Here is a 13,031-nt window from a genome sequence, read left to right as displayed (position 1 = left end):
CGGCCATCACAAACGGAAAAGGGGAATTTCATGAACAATATCACCAGCCGCTCGGCGCTCTGCATGCTCGTCGCTGCTTCGGGCGTGGCGTTTGCAACCAGCTCGAATGCGCAGGAATGCACGCCCAAGCACGCTTTCAAGACGGTCGAGGAAGGATATCTCACCGTATCCGCACCGACATTCCCTCCCTTCTCGATCCCGAAGGGAGAAAACGAGGTCAGCGGTATCGACGGTGATATCGTCACTGCGATCGCTGAAATGGAATGCCTGAAGATCAAGGTCACGAAGGTGGAATATGCCACGGCTGTCCCCTACGTTTCCTCCGGCCGCACCGACGTCGCCATCGGCAACTACTATCGCACCGAGGCGCGTGCCGCAGTCGTTGCGATCTCCGACCCGCTGTATCTCGATGAAATGGGGATCTTCTCCAGGGACGGGATCAGCAAGATCGAAGACCTGAAGGGCCATTCCGTGGGCACGGTTCAGGGCTATCTCTGGGTGGATGAACTGAAAGCGATCCTCGGCGAGGACCTGAAGCTCTACAACAACTACGTCGCTCTCTACCAGGATCTCGATACCGGCCGTATCCAGGTCGCCATCGACGGCCTCGGCGTCGGCGCCGCGGCACAGCAGAGCGGCAGCGCGCTGAAGGGCATCCAGCTCAAAGTGGCGGAGAAGGACGAACGCGTTCAGGCTTCGGTGAATGCCGCACAGGCGGGTCTTCCGCTGTCGAAGGACAACGCCGATCTGCTTGCCGCGGTGAATGCGGACCTGGCGGAAATCCGGTCCTCCGGCAAGCTGGTCGAGATTCTCGAGAAGTCCGGGCTTCAAAGGAGTGCGGCCGACGTCGGCGAACCGCGCCTGATCAAGTAACCGCAAGGGGCGCTCGCTCACGTCAATCGGGCGAGCGCCCGCATCTGCACCGGCCAGTCCCGACATCGTGCGAGCGACAAATATCGCGCGCGCGGGACGGCGCATGCCGGAATTGCTCTTTCCCTTTTGTCAGGGCCGGTGGTCTCACAAGGCTGAACGATGATTTATACGACACGATCGAGAAGGCAGAACTGGACCGGTGAAACCGTTGGCATCATGGTGCTGGACTGCGAGTATCCCTATATTCCCGGCAACGTCGCCAATGCGACGACCTTCTCCTTTCCCGTTCGTTACGCCGTTGTGGAAGGGGCCGACAATCACCGCCTCATCTTTGACCGGGACCCGGCGCTTCTGGATCTGTTCATCGCCGCGGCCCGGAAGCTGGAGGCGGAGGGCGTGAGGGCGATTACCGGTGCTTGCGGGTTCATGGCGCTGTTCCAGAAGGAGATCGCCGCGGCCGTCGACATACCGGTCTTCATGTCCAGCCTGTTGCAGGTTCCCTTCATCCATACCATCACCGGAAAACGGGTCGGGATCATCTCGGCCGATAGCGCGAACCTCACGGAAGAGCATCTTGCTAAAAGCGGGATTGCGCGCGAAACGCCGCTGGCGGTCGGCGGAATGGAAAATTGCGAGGCCTTCAGGCAGGCAATATTCTTCCCGGATGGAACGCTCGACGATGATGCCGTGAGAGAAGGTGTCGTCGATGTCGCGACCGGCTTGCAACGCCGGCATCCCGACCTCGGCGCCATTCTCCTCGAATGCTCGGATCTTCCGCCCTATGCCCACGATGTCCAGAAGGCGACGGGTTTGCCGGTGTTCGATTTCATCACGATGATCGACTATGTCCACGCGTCGCTCGTCCGCAACCGCTATGCCGGATGGGTCTGAACGCGCCTGTCGACAGGGCCTGCGAGAAACAAGAAGAACTTGTCTAAGCGCACCAATTTCTTCGTTTCGTGCACGGGCATCCGCAGGCATCGTCTAACCCGCCTCATGGAGTTCGTGTGATGATGAAAGCACTGGTTACGGGGGCGACGCGTGCTCCCGGACGCGCGATCGCAACGACACTGGCAAAAGATGGTTGGGAAGTGCATGCGCTCGGCCGCGATCGTATCGCGCTTGACGAGATGCGTGGCGAGTACGGGATCGTGCCGCTGGCCATGGACCTGACGGATCGCGAATACGTTCGCGTCGTTACGGAAGGCCTGGAGCCGGATGTTCTCGTCCATGCAGCACTCCGATGGCCGGAGGAAACCCGTTTTCTCGCTCTAGCGGAAGCCGACGTCGACATGGCTCTCGAAGTCAATCTGTCCGCCACCGTGCATATCACGCGTGCCGTCCTGCCTTCGATGATCGAACGCGGTCGCGGAGTGCTCGTCATGCTCTCCGTGGATGACCGTGACGCGAAAAGCACAATCGAACGGACCGCAGCAGGGGCGCTCGACGGGTTCTCGCGGGCTCTTGCCGACGAACTCCGGGGCAGCGGGGTATCCGTTCATCGCCTCTCTTCGGGAAAGTCGCCATTCCAGCATTTGGGCGCACAGGTTCTTGGCCTGTTGTCGACATCCGGCTTTCAATCTCAAATCATGAAACAGGGACACGGAAATGGAACGTAACGGAGGGCAGTTGCTCGTCGAGTGCCTCTTGGCGCTGGGGGCGACGAAGAGCTTCGGGGTGCCGGGGGAAAGCTATCTCGCCGTGCTCGACGCACTGCACGACACCGGGGGGCGCCTCGACTATGTTCTGTGCCGCAATGAAGGGGGCGCGGCTTACATGGCGGCTGCCTATGGCAAGCTGACCGGCCAGCCCGGCATCTGCTTCGTGACCCGCGGCCCCGGCGCCACCAATGCCTCGATCGGCGTGCATACCGCCATGCAGGATTCCGCGCCGATGATCCTCTTTGTCGGCCAGGTCGGAACCGACATGAAGGGTCGCGAGGCGTTTCAGGAGGTCGATTACAAGGCGGTCTTCGGAACCATGGTCAAATGGGCCGTCGAGATCGATCAGGTCGAGCGCATCCCGGAAATCCTGTCGCGCGCCTGGACGCTTGCGGTTTCGGGCCGTCCCGGCCCGGTCGTGATCGCGCTGCCGGAGGATATGCTGACCTCGCTCACCGGGATGGCGTCGCTTTCCGGTCCCGTCGAGATCGCCGAGCCCGCGCCGTCGGCTACGGCCATGCTGCGCCTGCGTGAAATGCTGGCGGGCGCGGAACGTCCCGTCGTTCTCTACGGCGGCTGCAACTGGGCCGAAGGCTCGATGGCCGCCGTCCAGCGCTTTGCCGAAGCGTCCGACATCCCGGTCGTTTCCGTCTTCCGCTACCAGGACCAGTATGACAACGCCTCGCCGACCTTCTGCGGCGAAGCCGGCGTCGGCATGGTTGCGTCCGTGAAGGAACTGCTGCGCGAAGCCGATGTGATCCTCGCGATCAATAACCGCTTCGGAGAGAATTCCACGGACGGCTATACGCTGTTCGACGTGCCGCAGCCGCTCCAGCGGATCATCCATGTCCACGGCTCGGAACTGGAGATCGGCAAGGTCTACCGGCCGGCGCTCGGCATCCATGCCGGCCCGAATGCCTTCGCGCAGGCGCTGGGCACTTTCGAACCCGTCAAGGGCGGGTGGGCGGAATGGCGGGCCAGGGGACGCACGGCTTACGAAAAGGGCTTCGATCTTCCCGACCTGCCGTCACCGGTCGACATGGGCAAGGTCACGGCCCATCTGAACGATGTCCTGCCGGAGGATGTGATCCTGACCAACGGCGCGGGCAATTTCACGGTCTGGCCCAATAAATTCTTCAAATTCGGGCCGAAGGCGCGCCTTCTCGCCCCGCAATCGGGCGCGATGGGCTACGGCGTTCCGGCGGCCGTCGCCGCCAAGGTCGTCCATCCCGAGCGCACCGTCGTCTGCTTTGCCGGCGACGGCGACTTCCAGATGAACTGCCAGGAACTGGCGACCGCCCTTCAGCATGGGGCGCAGCCGATCATCCTGCTCGTCAACAACGGCATCTACGGCACGATCCGCGCCCATCAGGAGCGGCATTACCCGGAGCGCGTCTCCGGCACGACGATGGTCAATCCGGATTTCGTGGCGCTGGCGAAATCATACGGTTTCCATGCCGAGCGCGTGGAAGCCACAGCGGACTTTCCGGCCGCATTCGAGCGCGCCCGGGCGTCGAAGACCGGCGCTCTCCTCGACCTTGCCATTTCGCCTGAAGCGCTGAGCCCGCGCCAGACATTGAGCCAGATGCGCAAGGCCGCCCTTTCTGCAAAGGAAACCGCATGACACAGCGTCACGACATCCGCCTCGGCGCCGATATCGGCGGCACCTTTACCGACATCGCGCTCGATGTGCGCGGCAAGCTCTTCTCCACCAAGGTGCTGACCAATTATTCCGCCCCCGAGCAGGCGATCCTCGATGGTATCGGGATCGTCGTCCGGGATGCGGGCATCACACTGCGCGATATCGACATCGTTATCCACGGCACGACGCTCGCCACCAATGCGCTCATCGAGCGCCGTGGCGCCAGGACGGCGCTCGTGACCACGGAGGGTTTCCGCGACGTCATCGAGATGCGCACGGAAAACCGTTTCGAGCAGTACGATCTCAGCCTCGTCCTGCCGAAGCCGCTGATCCCGCGCGAGGACCGCTTCCCGGTCAAGGGCCGCATCGACGCGCAGGGCAGGGAGCTTCAGGCGCTCGATGAAGCGGCGCTGGAAGCGCTTGCCGACGTTATCGAGGAACGCGGCTTCAAGGCCGTCGCCATCGGTTTCATCCATTCCTACATGAATCCGGCGCATGAGCAGCGCGCCCGCGAGATCCTGTCGAAGAAACTCTCGATCCCGATCTCGATTTCGGCGGAAGTGTCGCCGCAGATGCGCGAATTCGAGCGTTTCAATACGGTTTGCGCCAATGCTTATGTGCGGCCGCAGATGGCGGACTACCTCTCGCGCCTACAGGTGCGGCTGAAGGAGATGGGCGCGGAATGCCCGGTCTTCATGATCCATTCCGGTGGCGGGCTCATCTCGGTGGAGACGGCCTCCGAATTCCCGGTCCGCCTCGTCGAATCGGGACCTGCCGGCGGAGCGATCTTCGCCGCCGACATCGCCCGTCGCTTCAGCCTCGACCGCGTGGTCTCCTACGATATGGGCGGCACGACGGCGAAGATCTGCCTGATCGAGGACTACCAACCCCAAACGGCGCGCACCTTCGAGGTCGCCCGCACCTATCGTTTCTGCAAGGGCTCGGGCATGCCGATCTCCATTCCGGTGATCGAGATGATCGAAATCGGCGCGGGCGGCGGGTCCATCGCCTGGGTCGATGCCATGGGCCGCATCCAGGCCGGTCCGGAATCGGCAGCCTCGGAGCCAGGTCCGGCCTGCTACCAGCGTGGCGGCGAACGGCCGGCGATCACCGATGCCGATCTCGTGCTCGGCAAGCTCGACCCCGATAATTTCGCCGGTGGCAAGATCAGGCTTTCGGTCGAAAACGCCAGTGCCGCGATCGCGCGCGATGTGGGCGAGAAGCTGAAGCTCGCCCCCGAGGCCGCGGCCTTCGGCATCGTCGAGGTGGTGGATGAGAACATGGCCAATGCGGCGCGCGTCCATGCGGTCGAAAACGGCAAGAATATTTCGGACAACATCATGATCGCCTTCGGCGGCGCTGCGCCTTTGCACGCGGCTCGTCTTTGCGAGAAGCTCGGTGTGAACCAGTGCCTCATTCCGCAAGGTGCGGGCGTCGGTTCGGCCATCGGCTTCCTCAAGGCGCCGTTCGGCTATGAAGCGCTTGCCTCCAAGATCATGCGTCTGTCGACGTTCGATGCCGCGGCGATCAACGTCATGCTCGACGACCTGAAGGCGACGGCCGAAGGCTTCGTGCGCGCCGGAACGGATGGCACGATCGTGCGTGAAGTCACCGTGTTCATGCGCTACGCAGGCCAGGGTTGGGAAATCCCCGTGCCGCTGCCCGACCGCGCCTTCACGGGTGCGGATACGGTGATGATCGAAGCGGCCTTCAAGGAGCGATACGCGCAGTTCTTCGGCCGTGCGGTCGAAGGTCCGGAAATCGAATTCGTCACCTGGTCCGTCAAGGCGCAGGACGTTCGCCCCGACGGTGAGCGCTTTGCCCTTGAAACGGGCGGCGCCCCGATGGCCGTACCCGCGACGAGAGCCGTCTTCGATCCGGCTTCGGGCAAAACACTGGAAACAGCGATCGTGCCGCGCGACACGCTGTCGCCCGGTGCATGCGTGACGGGTCCCGCCGTCATCGTCGAACGGGAAACTTCGACGATCGTCACGTCGCCGTTCGATGCCGTCATCCAGATCGACGGCACCATTCTTCTCGTGCGCAAGGATCAGTGATCATGAGCGATATCAATGAAATTCGCATGCAGGTCATGTGGAACCGCCTGATCTCGGTCGTCGAGGAACAGGCGCTGACGCTGCTGCGCACCGCGTTCTCCACGTCCGTCCGCGAGGCGGGTGACCTTTCGGCCGGCGTCTACAACGCGAAGGGTGAGATGCTGGCGCAGGCCGTCACCGGCACGCCGGGCCATGTCAACACCATGGCCGAGGCGGTTCTGCACTTCATCGCCGAAATCCCGCGCGAGGAGATGTATCCGGGCGATACCTACGTCACCAACGATCCGTGGAAAGGCACCGGCCACCTGCACGACATCACCATGGTCTCGCCCTCGTTCAGGGGCGACGAACTGATCGGTTTCTTCGCCTGCACGGCGCATGTGGTGGATGTCGGCGGGCGCGGCTTTGGGGCCGATGGCAAGTCGGTCTATGAGGAAGGCATCCAGATCCCGATCATGAAATTCGCCGAACGCGGCACGGTGAACCGGGATCTCCTGAAGATCCTGCGCCTCAATGTGCGCGAGCCGAACCAGGTGATCGGCGATTTCTATTCGCTCGCCGCCTGCAACGACGTCGGCCACAAGCGATTGATCGAGATGCTGGATGAGGTCGGCTACGACAATCTCGATACGCTCGGCGATTTCATCCTGTCGCGTACGCATGCGGCGACGATGGAGCGGATCGCCGGCCTGCCGAAGGGGTCATGGACGAACGACATGCTGACGGACGGCTATGACGAGCCGATCAGGCTTGCGGCCGAGGTCTCGATTACCGATACGGGCGTCAACGTCGATTTTTCCGGCACGGACGCCATGAGCCGCTGGGGCATCAACGTGCCGCTGATCTACACCAAGGCCTATGCCAGCTACGCGCTGAAATGCGTGGTGGCGCCCGATATTCCGAACAATGCGGCCTCTCTCGCCGTCTTCAATGTTTCCTCGCCGGTCAATATCCTCAACGCGGAGCGGCCGGCGCCGGTTTCGGTGCGCCATGTCATCGGCCACATGGTGCCGGATCTCGTGCTCGGCGCGCTGGCCAAGGCGCTGCCCGGCAAGATTCTCGCCGAGGGCGCGGCGGCCCTGTGGAATATTCATATTTCGGCCCGCCCGCTTGCCGGAACGTCCGGGCGGCGCGCGGAGGTGCTGATGTTCAATTCGGGCGGCATGGGTGCGCGGCCTTGTATTGACGGCCTGTCGTCGACGGCGTTTCCTTCGGGCGTGCATACCATGCCGATCGAGGCGACCGAGCATACCGGCCCCATCGTCGTCTGGCGCAAGGAACTGCGTCCCGATTCCGGCGGCGCGGGCAAGTATCGCGGCGGCCTCGGCCAGATTATCGAGATCGCGCCGGCGGAGGGCCATGAGTTCGACTTCTCGGCAATGTTCGACCGGATCGCGACACCGCCGCGCGGGCGCGATGGCGGCGAGGACGGCGCACCGGGTTCGGCAAGGCTCGACGATGGAACGACGGTGCGCTCCAAGGGCTGGCAACATGTGCCGACGGGCCGCCGGCTGGTGCTGGAACTGCCGGGCGGCGGCGGGTTCGGAAACCCGGCCGAGCGCTCGGCCGAAGCCAGGGCCGAAGACCTGTCCAAGGGTTACGTGACGGAGAAGAAACGATGAGCCATATCGCCAGCCGGCTTTCCGCCGTGAAACCTTCCGCCTCCATGGCCGTCTCGCAGGCCGCCAGGGATCTGGCGGCGACCGGGGTGGACGTGATCGACCTCGGCCTCGGCGAGCCGGACTTTCCCGCTCCCGCCCACGTCACCGAGGCCGCGTTCGAGGCGGCGCGCAAGGAGCGCATGCTCTACACCGCCTCGCTCGGCACGATGGAACTGCGCAAGGCGATCGCCGCCAAGTTCAGCCGAGAAAACGGCCTCGATTATGCCATCGACGAGATCGCGGTCGCCAACGGGGCCAAGCAGATCATCTTCAACGCGCTGATGGCGACCGTGGAGGAGGGCGACGAGGCGATCCTGCCCGCCCCCTATTTCGTCTCCTATCCGGAAATGGTGAAGCTCTTCGGCGGCGTGCCCGTCACCCCGGCCTGCGCGGCCGAGAACGGGTTTCGCCTGACGCCGGAGGTGCTGGCGGCGGCGCTTACCGAAAAGACCCGCTGGCTGTTCCTCAACATGCCGGGCAACCCGTCGGGCGCGGTCTATAGCGAGGCGCAGTTGAAGGCGCTGGGCGCGGTGCTCGCCCGGTATCCCAAGGTCATGATCCTCTCGGACGAGATCTACGAGCACATCATCTTCGACGGCCGCACGTTCGTTTCCTTCGGCGCGGCCTGCCCGGAATTGCGCGATCGCTCGTTGATCGTCAACGGCATGTCCAAGGCCTATGCCATGACCGGCTGGCGGGTCGGCTATGCCGCCGGCCCGAAGGACCTGATCAGGGCGATGGCGACGATCCAGAGCCAGTCCTGCACCTCCGTCTCCGCACCGGCGCAGATCGCCGCCAAGGCAGCACTGGAAGGCCCGCAGGATTGCGTCGCGGCGTTTCGCACGGCGTTCGAGCGCCGCCGCGATCTCGTCGTCGCGGGCATCGCGAAAATCAATGCGCTCAGCCTCGACCCGCCGGAGGGCGCCTTTTATGCCTATATCGGCTGCGCCGCGCTGATTGGCGCCCGGACTCCCGCCGGCCGGATCCTGGACGACGATGTCGCGGTCGCGAAATATCTTCTCGACGAGGGGCATGTGGCGGCCGTTCCGGGCACTGCCTACGGTCTGTCGCCCTTCTTCCGCATCTCCACCGCCACCTCCGAGGCGATCCTGAGCGAGGCGGTGCGGCGCATCGCTGCGGCCGTTGCCAAACTCGAATTCTGATGGAAGCAAGAATGTCCAAACCCTACAAGACCATTCTGATCACCGGAGCCGCCGGCCGTCTCGGCCGGGAACTGCGCCGCGGCCTGGCCCCGTTGGCCGACCGTCTGCGTCTGGCCGATATCGATGAAATCGGGGATTTGCAGCCGAACGAGGAGGCGATGGTCTTCGATCTCGCCGACGAAGCCGCCGTGATGAAGGCGGTGGAAGGCGTCGATGCCGTCGTGCATTTCGGCGGCATTCCGCTGGAACGGCCCTGGCAGGATATCCTCGACGCCAATATCCGCGGCAGCTACCACATCTACGAAGCCGCCCGGAAGCATGCCGTCAAGCGCGTCATCTACGCTTCATCGGTCCATGCGATCGGATATCACACGCTGGAAGCCCATATCGACACCGATGCGCCGGTCCGGCCCGATAGCCTCTACGGCGTTTCCAAATGCTTCGTCGAGGCGCTGAGCCGCTTCTACTGGGACAAGTTCGGGCTGGAGAGCGTGTGCCTGCGCATCTTCTCCTCCTTCCCCGAGCCGGCGGATCGCCGCATGCTCTGGTCCTGGCTGTCCTTCGAGGATTGCATCCGCCTCGTCACCGCCGGCCTGACGGCGCCGTATGTCGGCCACACGATCAGCTTCGGCCTCTCCGACAATGCGGTGAAGCCGGTCGACAATTCCAGGGCCGGCCATCTCGGCTATGTGCCGCAGGACAATACCGAGCGCTTCCGTGACAAGGTCGAGGCGGAGAAACCGCCGGCCGATCCGAAGGCGCCGTCCACCGTTCATCTCGGCGGATGGTTCGTCGATATCGGCCATCCCAATGACGAGGCATCGAAATGAAAGACCAGTACGACGTCGTTATCGTCGGCGGCGCGGTGATCGGTTCCGCCGTTGCCTATTATCTTGCGGCCAACCCCGACTTCGACGGGTCTGTACTCGTCGTCGAAAGGGACCCGAGCTATCTGACGGCGGCGACCGCGCTGTCGTCGTCCTCGATCCGTACGCAATTCTCCAACCCGATCAACGTGAGGATCAGCCAGTACGGTTCCGAAGTCATCCGCAATTTCGGCGAGATGATGCAGGTGGGCGATGACAGGCCGGATCTCGGCTTCCACCCCGGCGGCTACCTGTTCCTCGCCAATACGGCCGAGCAGGTGCAGATCCTGAAGGAAAACCATGAGGCGCAGATTTCCTGTGGCGCCGATGTCGTGCTCTGGGGCCGCGACGAACTGGCGAAGGCCTTCCCGCATCTGGCCGTGGGCGATATCGAACTGGCCTCCTACGGTCGTTCCGGCGAGGGCTGGTTCAACAATACCGGCCTGATGTACGGCTTCAGGAACAAGGCCCGCTCGCTGGGCGTCGATTATGTCACGGACGAAGCCGTGGCCATCGGCCGCGACGGCGACAGGGTGACGTCGGTGACGCTGAAATCGGGCGCGGTCGTCAAAGCCGGCACGGTCGTCAACGCCTCCGGTCCGCGCGCGGCGCTCACCGCGCGCATGGCCGGCCTCGATATTCCGGTCGAGCCACGCAAGCGTACCCTGTTCGTGTTCGATTGCGCCCGCACGCCCGAGGGAACCGCAAACGTCAATCAGGGACGCCTTCCGCTGATGATCGATCCGTCCGGCGTGTTCTGCCGGCCCGAAGGCCGCTTCTTCCTGGCGGGTTGCCCGCCGGTGGAGGATCCGGCCACCGATTGGGATGATTTCGAGCCGCGCTATGAGGAATTCGAGGAGATCATCTGGCCGGCTCTGGCCGAACGCTCGCCGGCTTTCGAGGCGATCAAGGTCGTGAACCAGTGGGCGGGCCACTACGATTTCAACACGCTGGACCATAATCTGGTCGTCGGCCGCCATCCCACGGTGCGCAATTTCGTCTTCGCAAACGGGTTTTCCGGCCATGGCCTGCAACAGGGGCCTGCGACGGGGCGGGGTGTGTCCGAATTGATCGCCTATGGCGAATATCGCACATTGGACCTGACGGAAGTCGGCTATGAGCGGATCGTGGAGAACCGACCCTTCCTCGAAAAGGCTGTGATATAACGGCCGCCGGCTCTTAATCGCGGGTGGGGCCGGTCGTCATCTGAAATCGCCTGCCGGAGAGCGCCTTGGCTGGACAACATACGCGGCTTCCCCCTCTCAACGCATTGCGCGCCTTCTGGGCGGTCATGCGGCAGGGGACGTTTCGCAGCGCGGCGGACGAGCTTCTCGTCACCCCGCAGGCCATCAGCCAGCAAATCAAGTTGCTGGAGGATACCTTGCATGTCTCCCTGTTCGAACGGAAGGCGCGGGTCATCGAGCCGACGGAACATGCGATCATCCTCTCGCATTTTGTCCAGGCGGGATTCGATGAATTTACGGAAGGTATCCGCCGCGTCACCAATTCGGCCTACCGCAACCGCATCAACATCAATGTCAGCCCATATTTCGCCACGCGCTACCTGATGGAACGGCTTGAGCGTTTTCGCCAGCGCATGCCCGGCGCCGATATCCGGATGACGACGATGGTCAACGTCCGGGACTTTGCGGCCGATGAGGTGGATGTTTCCATCCAGTGGGGTTTCGGCAACTGGAAGGAATATGACGTCAAGCTGCTGATGCATGACCCGAAAATCATCTGCTGCTCGCCGGAACTGGCCAGACAGATCCATTCGCCCGCCGACCTCGGCCGCATGACCCTCCTGCATCCCGTCATGGCGCGGGACCTCTGGCGCAAGGTGCTGGCGCATCTCGGCCTGCCATCGATGGAAATGGCGGGCGAGATCGAGTTCCAGGATGCGGCGACGATGCGCCGGGGCAGCATTTCCGGCATCGGCGTCGGGCTCGTCTCGAAGCTCGATGCGCTGGGCGATATCGAGGCGGGCACGCTCGTCGCGCCGCTCGGCATCGATATACTCGATACAATGGACAAGAAGGACATACCCGGTTTCTACCTTGTCGTTCCGAAAGCCCATAAACGGGTAAAGATCATCTCTGCCTTTTGCGACTGGATTTCGACCGAGGAGTGGTCGAATACGGGTGCGCTGGGTTAGTGGATCGCAGCGCAATCGCGTCAAAGACCTACGGCGCGCGAAATTGCACCCCCGGCGCATACGGCAAGCGTGCCAAGCCGCGACGCAAGACGCGTCATTAAAAAGACCCGCTATCCGAATGAGATAGCGGGCCTGAAAAAGTCAGGAAAGGAATTGCGGGGACTATCAGCGGCTGAGGACCACGATCCCGGCGTCACCGGCGTCGTTCATCTGCACCGTGGCATGGGAGCCGGCGCCGAGGTTTGCCGGAATGGCGACGTCGGAGGCGATGGCGACGGTCTTGCCGCTTGCGAACGTGATGACGCGGGCCGCGGGATCATAGGACTGGACCGCGCCGCTGACGGGCATGGCTGCGAAAGCGGAACCGGCGATCAGGGCGAAAGCGGCGGCGGAGAGAGCGATTTTTTTCATTTCAGTCACCTTGTTTGTTTGTTTGTCGCTCGAAGCGGTCTGTCCGTTTCGATGAGGAATAGATAGCCGCGCAGGATCGTTCAGAGAAGACATCGAATACCAACCATACCGTTCACTAAAAATGAACGATATGGTGTTATCCCGTCAGTGTGCGGTGAGGAGGAATGATGCCACATGTCATACTGAAGATGGTCGAAGGCCGATCTGAAAGCCAGAAGCAAGCGCTGGCCGAGGCCTTGACCAAAGCTGTGACGGCTTCGCTAGGCTGCGGCGAAGATCTGGTCTCCGTCGCCATCGAGGACGTTGCGGACGCCGACTGGATGGCCCGGGTCTACGAGCCGGACATCCATCAGCGCCGGGACACCATCTATCGGATGCCAGGATACGGTCCGAAAGACTGAAATCGCATGGGTGTCGATGGCAACGGTCCGTTCCTCCGCACGTATTGACGACGCGAAGGGTGACGAAAGGAACCGGCCAGCCGATCCATGAGGTTATGTCCGGTGCTCTTCGCTGCATTCATGCGAGATCGGCTCGCCTGG

Annotated in this window: 12 protein-coding genes; 11 read left to right on the top strand and 1 reads right to left on the bottom strand. The window is 63.0% G+C overall.

Annotated features, from left to right (window positions below; translation table 11 throughout):
• Positions 1–30: 30 nt before the first annotated feature.
• From KYK29_RS08560 to KYK29_RS08515, 10 genes are all read left to right on the top strand, one after another.
• Positions 31–873: a substrate-binding periplasmic protein gene (locus tag KYK29_RS08560; RefSeq protein ID WP_254690464.1), complete on the top strand. Its 843-nt coding sequence runs from the start codon at positions 31–33 to the stop codon at positions 871–873.
• Positions 874–1,032: 159 nt separating this feature from the next.
• Complete coding sequence (locus tag KYK29_RS08555; protein WP_254690463.1) at positions 1,033–1,764, top strand: aspartate/glutamate racemase family protein; 732 nt, start codon at positions 1,033–1,035, stop codon at positions 1,762–1,764.
• A 119-nt stretch (positions 1,765–1,883) separates the two neighbouring features.
• Positions 1,884–2,492, top strand: coding sequence for an SDR family oxidoreductase (locus KYK29_RS08550; protein WP_254690462.1), 609 nt, complete (start codon positions 1,884–1,886; stop codon positions 2,490–2,492).
• The gene (locus tag KYK29_RS08545; protein WP_254690461.1) at positions 2,482–4,158 is read left to right on the top strand and encodes a thiamine pyrophosphate-dependent enzyme; all 1,677 of its coding nucleotides are present in this window, start codon (positions 2,482–2,484) and stop codon (positions 4,156–4,158) included. Before KYK29_RS08550 ends, KYK29_RS08545 begins: the two co-directional genes overlap by 11 nt.
• Complete coding sequence (locus KYK29_RS08540) at positions 4,155–6,233, top strand: hydantoinase/oxoprolinase family protein (RefSeq protein WP_254690460.1); 2,079 nt, start codon at positions 4,155–4,157, stop codon at positions 6,231–6,233. Before KYK29_RS08545 ends, KYK29_RS08540 begins: the two co-directional genes overlap by 4 nt.
• Before the next feature lie 2 nt (positions 6,234–6,235).
• A complete protein-coding gene (locus tag KYK29_RS08535) occupies positions 6,236–7,855 on the top strand; it encodes a hydantoinase B/oxoprolinase family protein (protein ID WP_254690459.1) in 1,620 nt (539 codons plus the stop codon).
• Positions 7,852–9,057: a pyridoxal phosphate-dependent aminotransferase gene (locus KYK29_RS08530; RefSeq protein ID WP_254690458.1), complete on the top strand. Its 1,206-nt coding sequence runs from the start codon at positions 7,852–7,854 to the stop codon at positions 9,055–9,057. The genes KYK29_RS08535 and KYK29_RS08530 overlap by 4 nt, the downstream gene beginning before the upstream one ends.
• Before the next feature lie 11 nt (positions 9,058–9,068).
• Positions 9,069–9,887, top strand: coding sequence for an NAD-dependent epimerase/dehydratase family protein (locus tag KYK29_RS08525; protein ID WP_254690457.1), 819 nt, complete (start codon positions 9,069–9,071; stop codon positions 9,885–9,887).
• The gene (locus KYK29_RS08520) at positions 9,884–11,089 is read left to right on the top strand and encodes an NAD(P)/FAD-dependent oxidoreductase (protein ID WP_254690456.1); all 1,206 of its coding nucleotides are present in this window, start codon (positions 9,884–9,886) and stop codon (positions 11,087–11,089) included. The genes KYK29_RS08525 and KYK29_RS08520 overlap by 4 nt, the downstream gene beginning before the upstream one ends.
• A 65-nt stretch (positions 11,090–11,154) precedes the next feature.
• Entirely contained in the window at positions 11,155–12,078 is a 924-nt protein-coding gene (locus KYK29_RS08515; RefSeq protein ID WP_254690455.1) for a LysR substrate-binding domain-containing protein, read from the top strand.
• A 165-nt stretch (positions 12,079–12,243) separates the two neighbouring features.
• On the opposite strand, the gene KYK29_RS08510 is transcribed toward KYK29_RS08515, so the two are convergent.
• Complete coding sequence (locus tag KYK29_RS08510) at positions 12,244–12,489, bottom strand: hypothetical protein (protein ID WP_254688919.1); 246 nt, start codon at positions 12,487–12,489, stop codon at positions 12,244–12,246.
• Between the two features lie 164 nt (positions 12,490–12,653).
• Here KYK29_RS08510 and KYK29_RS08505 point away from each other — a divergent pair, with 164 nt between their 5' ends.
• Positions 12,654–12,890, top strand: a complete 237-nt coding sequence (locus tag KYK29_RS08505) for a tautomerase family protein (protein ID WP_367880978.1) — start codon at positions 12,654–12,656, stop codon at positions 12,888–12,890.
• The last annotated feature ends 141 nt before the right edge of the window (positions 12,891–13,031 follow it).

It is taken from the genome of Shinella daejeonensis, from assembly GCF_024281235.1.
Lineage (GTDB): Bacteria > Pseudomonadota > Alphaproteobacteria > Rhizobiales > Rhizobiaceae > Shinella > Shinella daejeonensis.
The sequence above is the reverse complement of the archived record's forward strand: the minus strand, read 5'-3'. Positions and strand labels throughout refer to the sequence as shown.